Raw genomic sequence first — 17,655 nt, 5'->3', positions numbered from 1 at the left:
TCGGTCAGCCCCCGCAGCAGCCGCCCCCGCAACAGCCGCCCCCGCCCCCACCCCCGGCGGAGGGGGCCGGTCGGCCGGCGGCCGCGCCGGTGACGGCGACGGCGGACAGCAGCTTCACGGTGTCCTCGTGGCCCTGCGGGCAGACGGCGGGGTCGTTGGCCTGCGCCATCGGACGGCGGAGTTCGAAGGCGGCGCCGCAGGAGCGGCAGCGGAAGTCGTAGCGTGGCATACCGGCAGGGTACCGAGCCGGCCCGCTCGGCACCCCGCCCTTCTCCCGCAGCTCTCCGGCCGTTCCGCCGTTCTGCTGCCGGTCGTCGTCCGCCGTTCGTCGTTCGCCGTTCGTCCTCGGCTAGCGGTGTCCGCCCAGGTCGCCGCGGATCAGCCCGATCACCCGTGCCGCCGTCTCCCGCACCGCCGCCAGCTCGGTGAGGAAGGCCCAGTAGTCGGGGTGCCGGCCGGCCGCCTCCAGCACGGCCACCGCGCGGTCGAGCCGGGCCACCGCCTCGTCCAGCGGGGCGGCGTGCCGCGGGTCCGGGGCGTTGCGCCCGGCCATCGCCAGCCGTTGGGCGTCCCGGATCGCGAAGCGGGCGCGCTCGATCTCCCGGCTGGGGTCGTGCTGCACCTCGTTCAACTGCCGGAGCCGGTCGTTCACCGCGACCACCGAGCCGTCCGCGGTGTCCAACAGCGCGCGGACCGTCCCGATCGCGGCGGTGGCGTCCGCCCAGCGCTGCTCGTCCCGGGCGAGGGCGGCCTCGCCGAGCTTGCCCTCGGCGGCGCGCCCGGTCTCGGCGACCTGCTCCGGCACCCGCTGCAGGTCCTGCCAGCACGCGGTGCTGAACCGGCGGCGCAGCTCGCTCAGGGCGGGCTCGACCGTCGCGGCCTTGGTCTCCAGCGCCTGGATCCGGGTCCGCAGGCTCGCCACCCGCCGATCGATCTCCCGCGCACGCTCCGGCAGTTGCGCGGCATCGGCGGCGATCGCCCCGGCGCGCTGCTTCACCTCGTCCGCACGCTCCAGCGTCCCGGCGACCCCGTGCCGGGCCGGGCCCTCGTTCAGCCGCCCCAGCTCCGGTGCCAGTTCGGCCAGCCGGGCCGCCAGGTCGTCCGCCCGCAGGCCGGCGCCGCGCACCGCGTCCAGCGCGTCGGAAGCCGTGAGCAGCGCCCGCTTGGCCTGCTCGACAGCCGGGGTGACCCGCATCAGCTGCTGCTCGGCGTGCTCGACGGTCGGCTGCAGTCGGCGCAGGAAGTCGTTCAGCTCGGCGCGGGCGGAGCCCAGCTGCCCCTTCACGTCCTCCAGCCGGCGCTTGGCCTGCGCGGCGGTGCCCGCGTCCAGGGTCTCGCTGTCCAGGTTGTGGGCGTCGAGGGCGCCCAGGTAGTTCACGGTGACCTGCTCGACCCGGCCGGAGATCGCCGCCAGATCGGCCAGCGCACGCTGGGCCGTCGCCCCGTCCTCGGCCGCGCGGACCGTCTCCACCGCGAGCTGCACCTCGCGCTGGGTCTCCTCCAGCTCGTAGAACGCCTCCTGCGCCGCGGCCCGGGCCTCCCTGGCCTCCGCCCGTACGCCCTCGCCACCGCCGCGCCGACCCCACCAACCGCCGGTCCCGGCCGACGCCAGCCCCACCGCGCCCAGCGCACCCGCCAGTACCACGGGCAGCACCAGCGCGTCCGCCAGCGCACTCCCCGCCCGACGCCGCCCCCGCCCGCTCCCGCCGGCACCCGTCACTGCGCGCTCCCTGCTCCGACCCGCTGATCCGGCCCCCATTCTCCCCGATCACCCCACCGGCCCGTCACCCCCTCCCACCCCTCCCGCCCCGGCCTCCCCCTCCCCACCCCGCCCGCGCCCCACCCGACCACCTGGCCCACACCACCCCCCGGGACCAGGTACCCTAGGCACTCGTCGTGCGCCCACCCGGCCACGCACGGGGGCGCGTAGCTCAGTGGTAGAGCGCTGCTCTTACAAAGCAGATGTCGGCGGTTCGAAACCGTCCGCGCCCACCAGCGCAAAAGGCCCGCAGTGATCATGCTGCGGGCCTTTTGACTGCAGTGGTTGACAGCAGCCGCTGATGTCGGCCGGGCGCCGGCGCCGATCTGCTCGAAGGGCCGACTGAGGTTTCGGGGCTCGATCGGACCTGTCGACAGGCTTCCGGCAAGCTGAGTCAGCGGGCCTTCTTCCCGCGCGTGCCCATCCGGCTCCAGACGTAGCGATGGCGGGCAACCCTGAAGACCCGGTCAACCCTGTTCGGGGACAGCACCGCGGGCCGGGCGGGCAGGACGTCGGTGATCTGCTCGCCGTCGAGGACCGTCACTTCCGGTGTCGCCCCAAGCCTGATCTTCTGTGCACCCACGACGGCGATGACGGGGTGGACGGGTACGTCGAAACCACACCACACGGCGAGCAGGTCAGCGGTACGGGCCGCCTCGAACTTGGAGTTCTCCAGGTACGGGAAGCCGTTGCGGTTGACCTTCACGATCTTGTCGCCGACCCACACGGTGGCGCCCGGGTGGTGCTTCGAGTTGACCGTGAAGACCCCGGGCGGGCCGATCACCACATGGTCTATGTCGGCCCCCGACGGCAACGGGACCCCGTGCAGCACCTTCCAACCCGCAGCCTTCAGCGCGTCCAGTCGAGCCCCCACGATCTGCTCGCCCTCCAGCCCGCGCAGCGTGCTCGAATCACCGAGCCGCTGGCGGGAAAGCTTGGCGGCGAGCCGGACGAGCAGCCCGTACCTCTCTTCGCCCGCACGCACCAGGCTTTCCAAGCCGGCGCCAGGAAGGTTCAGCGACAGGTCGTCCTCCTCGCTCATCGGCGGAAGGAACGGGAGCGCCGCACGAGGCTGCGGTACCTGTGCCGGGATCACCTGGGGAGGTGGCGTCTTCTCGCCGCGACGTCGGACGGTGCGGGGCGGGACGTGACTGCCGAACGAGCGGCACCACTCCTCGACCTTGGCCAGCGCAGACTCCTCGAACTCCGGGACCTCGACCATGACCACGCCGGTCTTGCAGTCCAGCCAGGCGACCGAATCGCCGCGGGCGCCAGCCTTGTTGACGTAGAGCCGCTCCTTCCCCGGTACCCGCCAAGGCTTGACCACCAGCGCTGTCATGCGTCCCCCTCCGGCATGCGCTTCCTGACCACGGTCAGCATGCCCACGCACGGATCGGCGGGAACGCGGAGAGGCAGCGAGCTGCCCGGTCCAGCCGGAGGCAAGCGGGCGGAGGCAAGCGGGCGGAGGCGAAGTGGCGGGGGAAGGGGGAAACAGGGGATGAGGGTGCGTAGGACTGTCGGGTGGGTCGGGTGGACCCCGGGGGGCGGGGTGGTGGGGGCGGCTGGTAGGCAGGTGGGGTGACTGCCAGGGCGTTTGATGCGGTGCTGTGCGATGTGGACGGCGTGATCCGGTTCTTCGACGGGGCCGGGGTGACGGCGTTGGAACGGGCGGCGGGGTTGGGGGAGGGGAGTACGGCGGGCGTCGGGTTCGCGCCCGAGAACGACCGGCCGTTGTTGCTGGGGCGGATCGGCAAGGCGGAGTGGGTGGAGTCGATCGTCCGCGGGCTGGAGGGGCGGGTGTCGGCTGCGCAGGCGCGCGGGCTGGCGGAGGCGTTCGCCAACTCGCCGTTCTGGGCGGACGAGGTCGCGGTGGGGATGCTGCGGCGGGTGCGGGAGCACTGCCGCCTGGTGCTGGTGACCAACGCGACGGTGTGGCTGGACGAGGACCTGGCGCGGCTGGGGCTGACGGATCTGGCGCACGAGGTGGTGAACAGTTCCGTGGTGGGCAGCGCCAAGCCGGAGCAGCGGATCTACGAGATCGCCGCGGAGCGGGCGGGGGCGGCGCCGGAGCGGTGCCTGTTCGTCGATGACCGGCAGGAGAACGTCGACGCGGCGGTGGCGTTGGGGATGGCCGGGGTGCTCTACCGCGGCCCGGAGGACCTGCGGCGGGCGCTGGCGCCGCTGTTGGGCTAGCGGGTGGTGTGGGCGCCGCCGTTGAGGTGGAGGGTCCGGCCGGTGAGGTGGCGGGCGCCGGGGGAAGCGAGGAAGTGGGCGGTGCGGGCGACGTCGGCGGGGGTGCCGGGGCGGTCTCGCAGCGGGTGGCCCGGGTCGAGGCGCAGGGGCTGGTGGCCCGGGAACCCGGGGAGCCCGGCGAACACGGGCGGTTGGCGGTGCTGATGTTGCTGGCGCCGTCCGGGCACGAGCTCGTCGAGCGGTCGGTGGACGTGGTGCTGGGCCGGGAGGCGTGGCTGGTGGGCGGGCTGTCGGAGGAGGCGCGCCGGACGTTGATCGGCCTGCTGGACGAGCTGCCGGCTGCGGGTGGCGGGGGCGCCGGCGCCGGGTGAGGATCGGGGGGACCGGTCGGAGCCCTGAGCCGGACCCCTGAGCGGGCCCCCTGAATCGGAGTCCTGAGCCGGATTCCTGAGGCCGGACCCCTGGGAGCGGTGGACGGATGGCTGAGCAGGTCGGGGAGACGCGGGCGGAGCTGTCGTCGCGCCTGAACTGGCTGCGGGCGGCGGTGCTGGGGGCCAACGACGGTGTGGTGTCGACGGCCGGCATCGTGACGGGTGTGGCGGGCGCGGCCGGTTCGCGGACGGCCCTGTTGGCGGCCGGGGTGGCCGGTCTGCTGGCGGGGGCGATGTCGATGGCGGCCGGCGAGTACGTGTCGGTCAGCACCCAACGGGACACCGAGCGGGCCGCGTTGGCGAAGGAGCGGCGGGAGCTGGCGGAGGACCCGGAGGGCGAGCTCGACGAACTCACCGACTACTACCGGGGCAGCGGGCTGACGGACGACCTCGCGCGGGACGTGGCGGTGGCGCTGACCGAGCGGGACGCGCTCGCGGCCCACGCACAGACCGAACTCGGCATCGACCCGGAGGTGTTGACCAATCCCTGGGAGGCGGCGCTGGCCAGCGCGGCCGCGTTCACGCTGGGCGCGCTGGTGCCGCTGCTGGCGGTGCTGCTGCCGCCGGAGTCGTGGCGGCTGGGGGTGACGGTGGGCTCCGTGGTGGCCGCGCTGACCCTGTCGGGCTGGGCGAGCGCCAGGATGGGCGGGGCGGGTCCGTCGCGGGCGGTGGGCCGCAACGTCGCTGGCGGGCTGCTGGCGATGGCGGTGACGTACAGCGGTGGTGTGTTGCTGGACAGCTTCACCGGCTGACACGTCGGAGGGGCGGAGGGCCGACCAGGGCGTGGGCGGGGCCGGGGCGTACGGCGCGCACAGCACCGCGCCCACGGCACGTCACGGCGTCGTTCGGCTCGACAGGCGAGGTCGTGCGGCCTGTGTTTGTGTGGCTGCAAACCGCTTGGGAGAGGTGACTCGTCGTGACCATGCCCCCGTTCGGATCGAACGATCCGTTCTCCGACCTGCTCAGCCGGTTCTTCGGGATGAGCCCGATGGCCTCCCCGCCCGCCGTGCAGCGGGTGCCGATCGGGCGGTTGCTCAGCGAGTCCTCCCAGGAGTTGCTGGCGCTGGCGGCGCAGCGTGCGGCCGAGGACGGGTCCAGTGACCTCGACACCGCCCACCTGGCTTGGGCGGCAACCCGGGTGGACCCCGCGCGGCGGATGCTGGCGCGCGCGGGCATCGACCCCGACCAGCTGTCCGCGGACCTGGAGCACGCCCTGCCGTCCGGCGGTGCCGGTGCGGTGGAGGGGCAGCCGGCGCTCACCCCTGCGGCCAAGCGCGCCCTGCTCGCCGCGCACGCCCGTTCGCAGGCGGCCGGTGCCTCGTACATCGGGCCGGAGCACGTCCTCGGCGCGCTGCTGGACCAGGAGCGCTCGGGCGCGGGTGTGGCGCTGCGCAACGCGGCGCCGTCGCAGGAGTCGCTGAAGTCGGTGCTGGAGACGCGGGGCACCGGCGGCGAGCGGGGTGGTGCGGGGGCGCAGCCGAGTGAGACGCCGACGCTGGACGAGTACGGGCGCGACCTCACCGAGGAGGCGCGTTCGGGCCGGCTGGACCCGGTGGTCGGGCGGGCCGAGGAGATCGAGCAGACCGTCGAGATCCTTTCCCGGCGGACCAAGAACAACCCGGTGCTGATCGGCGAGCCGGGTGTCGGCAAGACCGCGATCGTCGAGGGCCTGGCGCAGCGGATCGTCTCCGGGGACGTCCCTCGGAGCCTCCGGGAGAAGCGGGTGGTCACCCTCGACCTGGCCGCGCTGGTGGCGGGCTCCAAGTACCGGGGCGAGTTCGAGGAACGGCTGAAGAGCGTGATCGACGAGGTCACGGCGGCCGAGAAGAGCGTCATCCTGTTCCTGGACGAGCTGCACACCGTGGTGGGCGCGGGCGGTGGCGGAGAGGGCTCGATGGACGCCGGCAACATCCTCAAACCGGCTCTCGCCCGCGGTGAGTTGAGCGTGGTCGGCGCGACGACGCTGGACGAGTACCGCAAGTACGTGGAGAAGGACGCCGCGCTGGAGCGCCGCTTCCAGCCGGTGCTGGTGCCCGAGCCGAGCGTCGAGGAGACCGTCGAGATCCTGCAGGGGCTGCGCGACGCCTACGAGGCGCACCACCAGGTGCGTTTCACGGACGCGGCGCTGGACGCGGCGGCGGCGCTGTCCGACCGGTACGTCAGCGACCGCTTCCTGCCCGACAAGGCGATCGACCTGTTGGACCAGGCGGGTGCCCGGGTGCGGCTGCGCAGCCTGAGCGGGTCCACCGAGGCGACCGGGGTGCAGGACCGGATCACCAAGCTGAGGCGGGAGTTGGAGGAGGCCGTCGCGGACGAGGAGTTCGTGCGGGCCGCCAACCTGAAGACCGAGCTGCGGCACACCGAGGACGAGCTGGCGGCGATCGCCGAGTCCCGCGAGGAGGTCGTCGACGTGACGGCCGACGACATCGCGCAGGTGCTGTCCTCCCGGACCGGCATCCCGGTCGCGGAGCTGAACGCGACCGAGAAGGAGCGGCTGCTCAAACTGGAGCAGCACCTGCACGAGAAGGTGATCGGCCAGGACGAGGCGGTCACCGCCGTCGCCCAGGCGGTGCGCCGCGGCCGGGCGGGGATGGGCGACCCGGAGCGGCCGACCGGCTCCTTCCTCTTCCTCGGCCCGACCGGCGTCGGCAAGACCGAGTTGGCGAAGGCGCTGGCGGCGCTGCTGTTCGGGGACCCGGACCGGATGATCCGCTTCGACATGAGCGAGTTCCAGGAGAAGCACACCGTCTCCCGGCTGGTCGGCTCCCCGCCCGGGTACGTCGGCTACGACGAGGCCGGGCAGCTGACCGAGGCGGTGCGCCGCAAGCCGTACAGCGTGCTGCTCTTCGACGAGGTGGAGAAGGCGCACCCGGACGTCTTCAACCTGCTGCTCCAGGTGCTGGACGACGGGCGGCTGACCGACTCCCAGGGGCGTACGGTCGACTTCCGCAACACCGTGGTGATCATGACCAGCAACATCGGCTCGCAGCGGATCCTGGACCACGCGGGGAACGTCGACGAGATCCGGGACGACCTGATGCGCGACCTGCGGCAGCAGTTCCGGCCGGAGTTCCTCAACCGGATCGACGAGGTGATCGTCTTCCACGCCCTCACCCGGAAGGACCTGCTGTCGGTGGTGGACCTGCTGCTGGAGCGCAGCCGGCGACGGCTGCGGGCCCAGGACGTCCGGCTGGAGGTCACCGGGGAGGCCAAGGAGTACCTGGTCGACCGCGGGTACCAGCCGGAGTTCGGGGCCCGGCCGCTGCGCCGGACGATCCAGTCGGAGCTGGACAACCGGATCTCCAACCTGCTGCTGGACGGCTCCGTGCGGGAGGGGGACACGCTGATCGCGGACGTGATCGACGGCGAGCTGGTGGTGACGATGGCGCTGCCGGAGGCGTCGGCGACCTTCGAGGAGGCTGCGGCGTCGGAGGAGAAGGCGCAGGCTGGAGTCGGCGCGGACCGTTGAGGGGAACAGGAGCGGGTTCGGGCGTACTCCGGCGGGAGTACGCCCGAACGCCACTGGTGGAGGACGCGTCGGAGCGGAAGCCGGGTCTAGCGTTTCGGGCATGATGCCGCGCATGTCCCCGTCACCGGAACCGGATCCGTCGGTGCCGCGAGAGCCGTCGGAGCGGCCGGAGCGGCCGGAGCCGTCGGAGCGGCCGGAGCCGTCGGAGCCGTCGGAGCCGCGCTCGCCGTCGGAGCCGCCCGCGCCGCCCGAGCCGTGGCGGCCGCCGTGGGTGCGGGCGCGCCTTCCGGTGGGGCTGGCGGTCGGCGTCGCGGCGGTGCAGGTGGTCGGTTCGACCTTCGCCGCGCACAACCAGCCCGGGCGCGCCCCCCTCGACGCGTTCGGCTACGTGCTGCTGCTGCTCGGGCCGGCCCTGCTGGTGCTGCGCCGACGCCGACCGGTCGCGGTGGTGGCCGGCACCTCGGTGGCCACCGCGGCCTACCTGGCCGCCGGCTACCCGTACGGGCCGGTCTTCCTGAGCTGGCTGATCGCCTGCAGCGTGGCGATCGGCGCCGGGCACCGCCGGGCGGCCTGGGCGGGCCTGGCCGGGGTGTACCTGGTGCACGTGCTGGTGACCTTCGTGCTGCCGGAGAGCTGGCAGCGCGCACCCGGGCACGGCGTGGCCTGGCAGGAGGAACTGGGCCTGCTGGCCTGGCTGCTGCTGGTGATGGCGATCGCCGAGATCGTCCGCTTCCGGCGCGAGCGGATCGCCGCCCACCGGGCCTACCGGCAGCAGCTGGAGGAACGCCGGGCGAACGAGGAACGGCTCAAGATGGCCCGGGAGCTGCACGACATCCTCGCGCACAGCCTGTCGCTGATCAACATCCAGGCGGGGGTCGCGCTGGCGCTGCTCGACCGGCGGCCGGAGGAGGCCCGCACGGCGCTGGTCACCATCAAGTCGACCAGCAAGGAGGCGCTGGGCGAGGTCCGTCAGGTGCTGGCGACGCTGCGCGGGCCCGGGGCGGCGCCGCGCGGTCCGGCCCCGGGGCTGGACCGGCTGGACGAACTCACCGCGCAGGCCGACCGGGTGGGCCTGGAGGCCGAGGTGCACGAGCACGGCGAGCGGCGCGCGCTGTCCGCGACCGTCGACCTCACCGCCTTCCGGATCGTCCAGGAGGCGCTCACCAACGTCATCCGGCACTCGGCGGCCCGGCAGGCGGTCGTGGTGCTGGACTGGAGGGATCCCGCCGTGCTGGTGGTCCGGGTCGAGGACCCGGGCCCGGCGGTGGTCGCCGACGCCGGAGGGGCCGGCAGCGGACTGGTCGGGATGCGGGAACGCGCGGCCTCGTTCGGTGGCACCATCACGGCGGGGCCGCTGCCCGGCGGCGGCTTCCGGGTACGGGCGGAGCTGCCGACACCGAAGGCGGGGAGTGAGTGATTCGGGTACTGCTGGCGGATGACCAACTGCTGGTCAGGGCGGGCTTCCGGGCCCTGCTCGACCTGCAGGACGACCTCACGGTGGTCGGCGAGGCGGACGACGGGGAGGCGGCGGTGCAGCTCGCCCGCGAACTCGTGCCGGACGTCGTGCTGATGGACATCCGGATGCCCCGGATGGACGGGCTGGAGGCGACCAGGAGGATCGCCGAGGACCCGGCGCTGTCCTCCGTACGGGTGGTCGTGCTGACCACCTTCGAGCTGGACGAGTACGTCTTCGAGGCGCTGCGGTCCGGGGCGGCGGGCTTCCTCGTCAAGGACACCGAGCCGGCCGACCTGCTGCGCGCGATCCGGGTGGCGGTCGCGGGGGACGCACTGCTCTCGCCGGGGGTGACCAGGCGGCTGATCGGCGAGTTCGCCGCCCGCTCCAAGGCGCCGGAGGCCGCGCCCAAGGGCCTCACGGACATCGCGGCGCTGACCGAGCGGGAACGCGAGGTGCTGGCGCTGGTCGGGATGGGGCTGTCCAACGAGGAGATCGCCCGGCGACTGGTGGTCAGCCCGTTGACGGCGAAGACGCACGTGAGCCGGGCGATGGTGAAGCTCGGGGCGCGCGACCGGGCGCAACTGGTGGTGTTGGCGTACGAGTCGGGGCTGGTGCGCCCGGGCTGGCTGGGCTGACGGCCCTCGCGCGGGAGGGCGTCGCCGGGGAGGGCTCTGCCGGCGAGGGCTGTGCCCGGGGGAGAGCCCTCCCCCGGACGAGCGGGTCGATTCGGCGCGGCTACTCCCGGCCCGGGGTGTCACCGGCCGTCCGTACTCTCCCGGGAGTATCCCGACTGCCGCTGCCGGTAGGACGCGCGATGAGACCCCTCGGCGGGACGCTCAAGGCACCTCGGGAACCGCCCGAGGTCCTGGAGGCCCCCGGCCGAGGAGATGAACCCCATGTACACGCAGCTGGCCGATTGGCACGGGCCCGGGCCGTGGATCCTGCTGGTCCCCGTGGTCTGGATCGCCGTGGTGTTCCTCGTGATCGTGGTGCTGCGCCGCACGGTCTGGCGCCGGCGTGGCTGCGGCTTCGGGTACGGCGCCGGATCCGCCGCCGAGCACCCGCTGGCCGTCCTCGGCCGCCGCTACGCCGAGGGCGACATCGACGCCGAGGAGTACCGCGCCAAGCGGGCCGTGCTCAGCGAGTCGGCCCGGGAGGACACCCGGGGAGGCGGTGCCAGGTGACCACCCTCGACGTCGTGCGCGGCACCGCCGCACGGGTCGCCGACGCCGTGAAGATCCACGGCGTCGGCGGCACCGAGGTCCGGGCGCTGGACCACGTCACGGTGGAGTTCCCGGCCGGGCGCTTCACCGCGATCATGGGCCCCTCCGGCTCCGGCAAGTCCACCCTGATGCACTGCGCGGCCGGGCTGGACACGCTCACCGCCGGCACCGCCTGGATCGGGGACACCGAACTCGGCTCGCTGAGCGACCGGCGGCTCACGCTGCTGCGCCGGGAGCGGATCGGCTTCGTGTTCCAGGCCTTCAACCTGGTGCCCACGCTCACCGTCCGGGAGAACATCACCCTCCCCCTCGACCTGGCCGGGGCCACTCCCGACGGGGCCTGGCTGGAGACGCTGATCGACGTCGTCGGCCTCGGTGACCGGCTGCAGCACCGCCCGAGCGAGCTCTCCGGCGGCCAGCAGCAGCGGGTCGCGGTGGCCCGGGCACTGGCCGGGCGGCCGCAGGTGGTCTTCGCCGACGAGCCGACCGGCAACCTCGACTCCCGCACCGGCGGCGAGGTGCTCGGCCTGCTGCGCCGGGCGGTGGACGAGATGGGACAGGCCGTGGTCATGGTCACCCACGACCCGACCGCCGCCGGCTGGGCCGACGAGGCGCTGTTCCTCGCCGACGGCCGGCTGGTCGACCGGATGGAGCGGCCCAGCGCCGGGCGGGTGCTGGACCGGATGAAGGCCTTCGAACGGGGGCGGTCATGAGCGAGCGACAGAGGTCCGCCCGAACTGCGGGGGCGTGCTCCCGGACGGCGGAGACGTACGCCCGAACTGCGGGGGCGTGCTCCCGGACGGCGGCCGCGGGAGGGCGGGTCGCCCAACGGCGCGCACCGGCGACCGCCCCTGCCGGGCGAAGCGAGGCGCGCGCATGATGCCCGTCACACTCCGCCTCAGCCTGCGCTCGCTGCGCGCCCACCGGCGGCGGCTGGCCGGCACCCTGCTGTCCATCCTGCTCGGGGTGAGCTTCCTGACCGGCACCATGGTGCTGGGCGACACCCTGCGGGCCAACTTCGACACCCTCTTCGCGGACGCCAACGCGGGCACCGACGTCGTGGTCCGCAGCGCCGACGTCCTGGACTCCCCGGGCACGGCCGGCGGGGTGCGGGCGCCGGTGGAGGCGGCGCTCGCCGACGCTCTGCGCTCGGTCCCGGGTGTGGCGGCCGCCGAGCCGTCCGTCCAGGGGGCGGGCCAACTCGTCGGCAGCGACGGCAAACCGATCGGCGGTCAGGGCCCGCCCACGCTGGCGGGCAACTGGCTCGCCGACGGTCGGCTCAACCCGTACCGGCTGGCCGAGGGCCGGGCACCGGCCGCCCCGGGCGAGGTGGTGGTGAACCGCGGCGCGGCGCGGACGGGCGGGCTGCACCTCGGCTCGACCACGGTGCTGCGCACGCCCGATCCGGTGCCGGTCACCGTCGTCGGCATCGCCACCTTCGGGGCGAGCGCGGACGGCATGGGGCCGAGCACCTTCACCGCGATGACCTTCGCGGACGCCGAGCGCTACCTCACGCCCAAGGGCGCGGGGCAGGCCGCCTCGATCCAGGTCCGGGCGGCGGGCGGGGTCTCGCAGCGGGAGCTGGTCGACCGGATCGCCCCGCGCCTGCCCGCCGGCGTCCAGGCGGTCACCGGTGCGGCGGCCACCCAGGAGTCCACCCAGCTGCTGTCCGGGCGGTTCCTGACCATGTTCACCACGCTGCTGCTGGTCTTCGCCGGGATCGCGCTGCTGGTGGCGACGTTCACCATCCACAACACCTTCGCCATCGTGGTCGCCCAGCGCAGCCGGGAGAACGCGCTGCTGCGGGCGCTCGGCGCGGTGCGGGCCCAGGTGCTCGGGGCGACGCTGGCGGAGGCACTGGCGGTGGGCCTGCTGGCCTCGCTCGGCGGGCTGCTGGGCGGGATCGGGGTGGCGACCGGGCTCAAGGCGCTGTTCTCGGCGCTCGGCTTCGCCCTGCCGACCGGCGGCATGGTGATCAGCGCGGCCGCCGTGCTCCTGCCGCTGCTGGTCGGAACGCTGGTCGCGGTCGGTTCGGCGTTGCTGCCGGCCGTCCGGGCCGGGCGGACGGCTCCGCTGGCGGCACTGCGGGACACCGGCGTCGACCGGGCGGCGCAGGGGCGTTCGGGCGTCGTCCGGGCGGTGCTCGGGGGCCTGCTGCTGGCCGGGGGCGTCCCGGTGACGGTCCTCGGTGCGACGGACGGTCCGTCCGTCCTGCTGACGGGGGCCGGGGCGGTGGCGGTGCTGCTGGGCACGGTGGTGCTCGGGCCGGTCGCCGCGGCCTTCGCCGTCCGGGCACTGGGCGCGCCGCTGCCCAGGCTGCGCGGGGTCTCCGGGGTGCTGGCCAGGCGCAACGCGGCCCGCAACCCGCGCCGGACGGCGGCCACGGCGAGCGCCCTGATGATCGGGGTCGCCGTGGTCACGCTGTTCACCGTCTTCGGGGCGTCGATCAAGGCCACCCTGGACGACACGGTGAGCACGTCCTTCGCGGGTGATCTCGCCGTCACCACCGCCTCGTTCGGGGCCGGCGGCAGCGGGATCAGCCCCAAGGTGGCGGACGCCCTGGCCGGGCTGCCCGAGGTGCGGCAGACGGTCGGGCTCGGGAGGGGCGTCGCCCGGATCGACGGGCACGGGCGGACGCTGGACGTGACCGACCCGGCCCGGCTGTCCGGCATCGTCGACCTCGGCCGGGTCGACGGCTCGCTGGACGCACTCGGCACCGACGGGCTGGCGGTCTCCCGCAGCGAGGCGCAGCAGCACGGCTGGCAGCTCGGACAGACCGTCACCGTGGGCTTCACCGACGGTGCGAGCGACCGGTTCACCATCCGTGCGCTCTACGGGAGCGGCGGGCTGGCCGGGGACTACCTGATGACCAGGCAGGCCTGGGCCCCGCACCGGGGGCAGGACGCCGACACGATGGTCGCGGTCGGGCTGCGCGAGGGCGTCCCGCCGGTCGCCGGAAAGGCGGCGGTGGAGAAGGCGCTGGTGCCCTTCGGCAGCCCGCAGGTGCAGGACCGGGCCGAGTACGCCAAGAGCGCGGCCTCCGGCGTGGACACGATGCTCTCGGTGGTCTACGCGCTGTTGGCGCTGGCGGTGCTGATCGCGCTGCTGGGCATCGCCAACACGCTGACGCTGGCGGTGCACGAGCGGACCAGGGAGCTGGGGCTGCTGCGGGCGGTCGGCCAGACCAGGGCTCAGCTGCGCGGCATGGTGCGCTGGGAGTCGGTGCTGGTGGCGGCCTTCGGGACGGTCGGCGGGCTGGGGCTCGGCGCGTTCCTCGGCTGGGCCCTGGTGCGGGCCTCGGACGGGGCCGGGACGGGGTCCTTCGCGATACCGCCCGGGCAGCTGGCCGTGGTCCTGGTGGCCGGGCTGCTGGCGGGCGCGGTGGCGGGCCTGCGCCCGGCGGGCCGGGCGGCACGACTGGACGTCCTGCGGGCGATAGCGACGGAGTAGGAGGGAGCGGAGACGGCGAGGCGGCGGACCGCCGCCTCGCCGGGGCGTCGGGCCGGGGTCAGCCCGCGGCCGCCGGCGGGAACACCTCGCGCAGCAGCGGGTCCGGCAGGCCGCGCTTGTGCCACTCGCGCGGGTACCCCAGCGAGACCTCCTCGAAGGGCACACCGTCGTAGCTGGTCTTGCGGGGGATGTGCAGGTGGCCGTAGATCATCGCCGCGGTGTTGAAGCGGCGGTGCCAGTCGGCGGTCAGCTCGGTGCCGCACCACTGGGCGAACTCGGGGTACCAGAGGATCTCGGTGGGGTGGCGGACCAGCGGGTAGTGGTTGACGAACACGAGCGGGACGTCCGGGTCGCAGGCCGCCAGCCGTTCCTCGGTCAGCCGGACGCGCTCGCGGCACCAGGAGTCGCGGTCCGGGAACGGGTCGGGGTGGAGCATCCGCTCGTCCGCGCAGACGATGCCGCTCTCGTACGCGGCCGCCAGGGACTCCTCCTTGGTGGTCGTGCCCGGCGCACGGAAGGAGTAGTCGTACAGGAGGAAGAGCGGGGCGATGCGGACCGGTCCGCCCGCGCCCTCCCAGAGCGGGTAGGGGTCCTCGGGGGTCACCACGCCGAGGCCGCGGCAGAGCTCCACCAGGTGCTCGTAGCGGGCCACGCCGCGCAGCTGGACCGGGTCCTCGGGGTGGGTCCACAGCTCGTGGTTGCCGGGCACCCACACCACCCGGGCGAAGCGCTCGGCGAGCAGGCGCAGGGCCCACTCGATGCTGGTGGTGAGCTCGGCGACGTCGCCGGCGACGAGCAGCCAGTCGTCGGGGTGGGTGGGCTGGAGCTTCTCCACCAGGTCGCGGTTCTCCTGGTAGGAGATGTGCAGATCACTCACCGCGAGCAGTCGTCCGCCCGTCGGGGCGGGCCGCGCGGGCTGTGCGTCGCTGCGGTTCTCCGTGGTCACTCCTGCCCCCTGAGGTCGTCCGGCCGATGTGGCCACCCTACGCGGCGGGTCCGGGGAACGGGGCGGGTTGAAGGGATCAGTTGTTCGACTGCCCGGCAGCGGAGTTGAGGCCCGTTCGGGGTTCGGTGGCGATCGGGATCCGGGCGGCCGCTCGGCCGTCGGAGGGTGGCTCAGGAGCCGAGGTCCATGAGCACGCCGTGGGAGGTGGCGGTGGTGACGGCGAGGATCACCAGCGAGGCGGTGCCGAGCACCAGGCCGAGGACGGCGCGGCCGCGGCGGCTGGTGCCGCGGACCAGGGCCAGGGTGGCGAGGGTGATGGCGATCGGGCCCAGGACGATGTTGAAGAGCAGCAGGCCCGGGAGGCCGAGGAGGAAGGAGGCGACGGCCAGGTTGTCGGCCTCGGCGGTCTCCCGGCGGCCGGTGTTCTGCGAAGTGGTGACGGTGCTCATGGCTGTGCGGGTCCTCTCTGGTACGGGAGTGGACGGGGTGCGGTCCGGGCGCGTCCGGGTCAGCGGTGGCGCAGCCGGGCGATGCCCTCGCGGGCGCCGAAGGCGAGCAGCCAGGCGGTGATGGCGGCGGAGGCGGCGAGGAAGACCGGGAGCGAGGTGTGGGCGGCGGTGCCGATCAGGACGGCCATGGCGACCAGGGCGGAGAACAGGATCACGACTGACTCCTTCGGCTGCGGCACTGAGTGCGGCGCTGACTACGGCGGCGGCTGTGCCGGGTTTCGGTTGACAAGTGTTCACTGACTTCGGCATCACTCTACCCCCGGCTGGCCAAGTTCGGCAAACGACTGTTTACTGAATGGCGTGAGTCACACCGTAGGGGCCAGGCAGGCCCAGAAGCAGCAGAGTCGGCGGGCGTTGCTGGACGCGGGTTTGCACCTGCTGGCCGATCAGAACCTGGCGAGCCTGGGCGTCCGCGAGGTCACCCGGGAGGCCGGACTCTCCCCGGCCGCGTTCTACCGGCACTTCCCGGACCTCGCGGCCCTCGGGGTCGCGCTGGTCGAGGAGTCGCTCGCCAGCGTGCACGTCATGATCCGTGCGGTGCTCGCCGAGGCCGGCGGCGCCGAGGAGCTGATCGACCGCGCGGTGGACGTGATCGAGCGGCACGTCCGCGAGCACCGGACGCACGTCCGCTTCCTGGCGCGCGAACGGCACGGCGGGGTGCGGCAGGTGCGCGAGGCGATCGACGCCGAACTCGACCGCTTCGCCGCGGAGGTGGGGGCGGCCCTGGCGCTGCAGCCGGTGTCGCAGGGGTGGAGCGAGCGGGACCTTCGGATGCTCGCCGAGCTGTACGTCGACCACATGGTGTCCACGGCCTCGGCCTTCCTGGAGGCGCAGGAGGCGGACCCGTCCCGGGAGCAGCGGATCGCCGCCACCGCGCGCCTCCAGCTGCGCCTGATCAGTCTGGGGCGGCGGCACTGGCAGGGGAGTTGACGCGCGCGGCGTCGGGCGAGCGGGTGCCCCGGCCCCCGCGGGGGTGGTAACCGGCCATAGCCGTCGAGACGGTTTCTTGGTCTTGCTTTGACTCTTGACAGGGCGTCATGTCCGCGACAGCTTTGGTGGACCCCCACACCGAGAGGTCTCTCATGAAGAAGCCGCTCATAGGCATGCTCGCCACGCTCCTGGCCGCCGGAGCCGCCACCCTCGCCGGAGCCCCCCAGGTCCAGGCCGCCCCCTCGGCCACCGTCAACTTCGCCGGAACGGTCGCGCTCAGCAACTGCTCCGGTTCGCTGGTGCGGATGCCGGGCTCGGCCGCGAGCGACCCCGCGCTCGTGCTCTCCAACGGCCACTGCCTGGAGAGCGGGATGCCCGGCCCCGGCGAGGTCGTCCTCAACCAGTCCTCCAGCCGGACCTTCACCCTGCTCAGCGCCACCGGCGGCCGCCTCGCCACCCTGCGGGCGACCAAGGTGGTCTACGGCGCGATGACCGACACCGATGTGTCGATCTACCAGTTGAACACCAGCTACTCCTCGATCCAGTCCCGGTACGGGATCGCCCCGCTGACCATCGCCGCCACCCACCCCGTCAAGGGCACCTCGATCCGGGTCGTCTCCGGCTACTGGAAGAAGATCTACTCCTGCTCGGTCGACGGCTTCGCCTACCGGCTGAAGGAAGCCGACTGGACCTTCAAGGACTCGGTCCGCTACACCTCGGGCTGCAACGTGATCGGTGGCACCTCCGGTTCGCCGGTGGTCGACGCCTCGTCCGGCCAGGTGGTCGCGGTGAACAACACGATCAACGAGAGCGGCGAGAGCTGCACCCTGGACAACCCCTGCGAGGTCGACCAGAGCGGCGCCGTGACGGTGCACCAGGGCATCGGGTACGCCCAGGAGACGTACGGGATCCCGGCCTGCTTCGCCGCCGGGAACCGGCTCGACCTCACCCTCCCGGGCTGCACCCTGCCCCGCCCGTAGGCGAGCACCGTCGGCACGCACCGTGGGACCGCACCGTAGGCACACACCGTGGGACCGCACCCGTTCCGGCCGGAGCACCCGACCGGCCGGAACCCCGGAACCCCGGAATCCGGGACTCGGAGCTCGCAGGCCGCACCCCCGGGGCCGGGGCCGAACCCCGGAACCCCGGAAGCCCCGGAACCCGAGTCGCCCTCCCGGCGGGGCGGCCCAACCCCAGTGACCAGCACCTTTACTCCGATGGGTCATCCGCCGACGGTGGATGACCCATTCGGCCGTCCACCGGGCGGCCGCCGCACCACCCGCACCGCA

At 73.8% G+C, this 17,655-nt stretch carries 17 protein-coding genes and 1 tRNA gene; 12 read left to right on the top strand and 6 right to left on the bottom strand.

What is annotated here, in order from left to right:
• Positions 1–4: 4 nt before the first annotated feature.
• Positions 5–229, bottom strand: a complete 225-nt coding sequence (locus ACZ7KX_RS23995; RefSeq protein WP_470328248.1) for an FmdB family zinc ribbon protein — start codon at positions 227–229, stop codon at positions 5–7.
• 120 nt (positions 230–349) lie between these two features.
• Positions 350–1,759, bottom strand: coding sequence for a coiled-coil domain-containing protein (locus tag ACZ7KX_RS23990; RefSeq protein ID WP_470328247.1), 1,410 nt, complete (start codon positions 1,757–1,759; stop codon positions 350–352).
• 161 nt (positions 1,760–1,920) lie between these two features.
• On the opposite strand from ACZ7KX_RS23990, the gene ACZ7KX_RS23985 reads away from it, so the two are divergent.
• Positions 1,921–1,995, top strand: a tRNA-Val gene (locus ACZ7KX_RS23985).
• 158 nt (positions 1,996–2,153) lie between these two features.
• On the opposite strand, the gene ACZ7KX_RS23980 is transcribed toward ACZ7KX_RS23985, so the two are convergent.
• Positions 2,154–3,098 (bottom strand): nuclease-related domain-containing protein, encoded by a 945-nt coding sequence (locus ACZ7KX_RS23980; RefSeq protein ID WP_470328246.1) that lies wholly within the window; start codon positions 3,096–3,098, stop codon positions 2,154–2,156.
• Between the two features lie 239 nt (positions 3,099–3,337).
• Here ACZ7KX_RS23980 and ACZ7KX_RS23975 point away from each other — a divergent pair, with 239 nt between their 5' ends.
• From ACZ7KX_RS23975 to ACZ7KX_RS23935, 9 genes are all read left to right on the top strand, one after another.
• Positions 3,338–3,952 carry an HAD family hydrolase gene (locus tag ACZ7KX_RS23975; protein WP_470328245.1) on the top strand — a complete coding sequence of 205 codons (615 nt, stop codon included), beginning with the start codon at positions 3,338–3,340 and terminating at the stop codon, positions 3,950–3,952.
• A gap of 74 nt (positions 3,953–4,026) precedes the next feature.
• Positions 4,027–4,323, top strand: a complete 297-nt coding sequence (locus tag ACZ7KX_RS23970; protein WP_470328244.1) for a hypothetical protein — start codon at positions 4,027–4,029, stop codon at positions 4,321–4,323.
• A gap of 107 nt (positions 4,324–4,430) precedes the next feature.
• Positions 4,431–5,135 (top strand): VIT1/CCC1 transporter family protein, encoded by a 705-nt coding sequence (locus ACZ7KX_RS23965; protein WP_470328243.1) that lies wholly within the window; start codon positions 4,431–4,433, stop codon positions 5,133–5,135.
• Positions 5,136–5,305: 170 nt separating this feature from the next.
• Positions 5,306–7,852, top strand: a complete 2,547-nt coding sequence (locus ACZ7KX_RS23960) for an ATP-dependent Clp protease ATP-binding subunit (RefSeq protein WP_470328397.1) — start codon at positions 5,306–5,308, stop codon at positions 7,850–7,852.
• Between the two features lie 112 nt (positions 7,853–7,964).
• Positions 7,965–9,269: a sensor histidine kinase gene (locus ACZ7KX_RS23955; protein WP_470328242.1), complete on the top strand. Its 1,305-nt coding sequence runs from the start codon at positions 7,965–7,967 to the stop codon at positions 9,267–9,269.
• Positions 9,266–9,943 carry a response regulator gene (locus ACZ7KX_RS23950; RefSeq protein ID WP_470328241.1) on the top strand — a complete coding sequence of 226 codons (678 nt, stop codon included), beginning with the start codon at positions 9,266–9,268 and terminating at the stop codon, positions 9,941–9,943. The genes ACZ7KX_RS23955 and ACZ7KX_RS23950 overlap by 4 nt, the downstream gene beginning before the upstream one ends.
• A 261-nt stretch (positions 9,944–10,204) precedes the next feature.
• Positions 10,205–10,492, top strand: coding sequence for an SHOCT domain-containing protein (locus tag ACZ7KX_RS23945; RefSeq protein WP_470328240.1), 288 nt, complete (start codon positions 10,205–10,207; stop codon positions 10,490–10,492).
• The gene (locus ACZ7KX_RS23940) at positions 10,489–11,244 is read left to right on the top strand and encodes an ABC transporter ATP-binding protein (protein WP_470328239.1); all 756 of its coding nucleotides are present in this window, start codon (positions 10,489–10,491) and stop codon (positions 11,242–11,244) included. The genes ACZ7KX_RS23945 and ACZ7KX_RS23940 overlap by 4 nt, the downstream gene beginning before the upstream one ends.
• A 166-nt stretch (positions 11,245–11,410) precedes the next feature.
• Positions 11,411–13,981 (top strand): ABC transporter permease, encoded by a 2,571-nt coding sequence (locus tag ACZ7KX_RS23935; RefSeq protein ID WP_470328396.1) that lies wholly within the window; start codon positions 11,411–11,413, stop codon positions 13,979–13,981.
• A gap of 58 nt (positions 13,982–14,039) precedes the next feature.
• Here the strand turns inward: ACZ7KX_RS23935 and ACZ7KX_RS23930 are convergent, their stop codons facing one another.
• From ACZ7KX_RS23930 to ACZ7KX_RS23920, 3 genes are all read right to left on the bottom strand, one after another.
• Positions 14,040–14,927, bottom strand: a complete 888-nt coding sequence (locus ACZ7KX_RS23930; protein WP_402802203.1) for a metallophosphoesterase family protein — start codon at positions 14,925–14,927, stop codon at positions 14,040–14,042.
• Between the two features lie 170 nt (positions 14,928–15,097).
• Positions 15,098–15,376 (bottom strand): DUF4190 domain-containing protein, encoded by a 279-nt coding sequence (locus tag ACZ7KX_RS23925; RefSeq protein ID WP_350523205.1) that lies wholly within the window; start codon positions 15,374–15,376, stop codon positions 15,098–15,100.
• A gap of 59 nt (positions 15,377–15,435) precedes the next feature.
• Entirely contained in the window at positions 15,436–15,591 is a 156-nt protein-coding gene (locus tag ACZ7KX_RS23920) for a hypothetical protein (protein ID WP_189918519.1), read from the bottom strand.
• 145 nt (positions 15,592–15,736) lie between these two features.
• Between ACZ7KX_RS23920 and ACZ7KX_RS23915 the strand changes: the two genes are divergently transcribed.
• Together ACZ7KX_RS23915 and ACZ7KX_RS23910 are read left to right on the top strand one after the other, a co-directional pair.
• Positions 15,737–16,366, top strand: coding sequence for a TetR family transcriptional regulator (locus ACZ7KX_RS23915; RefSeq protein WP_402802205.1), 630 nt, complete (start codon positions 15,737–15,739; stop codon positions 16,364–16,366).
• Positions 16,367–16,518: 152 nt separating this feature from the next.
• Positions 16,519–17,346, top strand: a complete 828-nt coding sequence (locus ACZ7KX_RS23910; protein WP_470328238.1) for a S1 family peptidase — start codon at positions 16,519–16,521, stop codon at positions 17,344–17,346.
• The last annotated feature ends 309 nt before the right edge of the window (positions 17,347–17,655 follow it).

It is taken from the genome of Kitasatospora sp. NPDC038210, from assembly GCF_055600605.1.
This window is presented reverse-complemented; position numbering and strand designations above follow the sequence as displayed.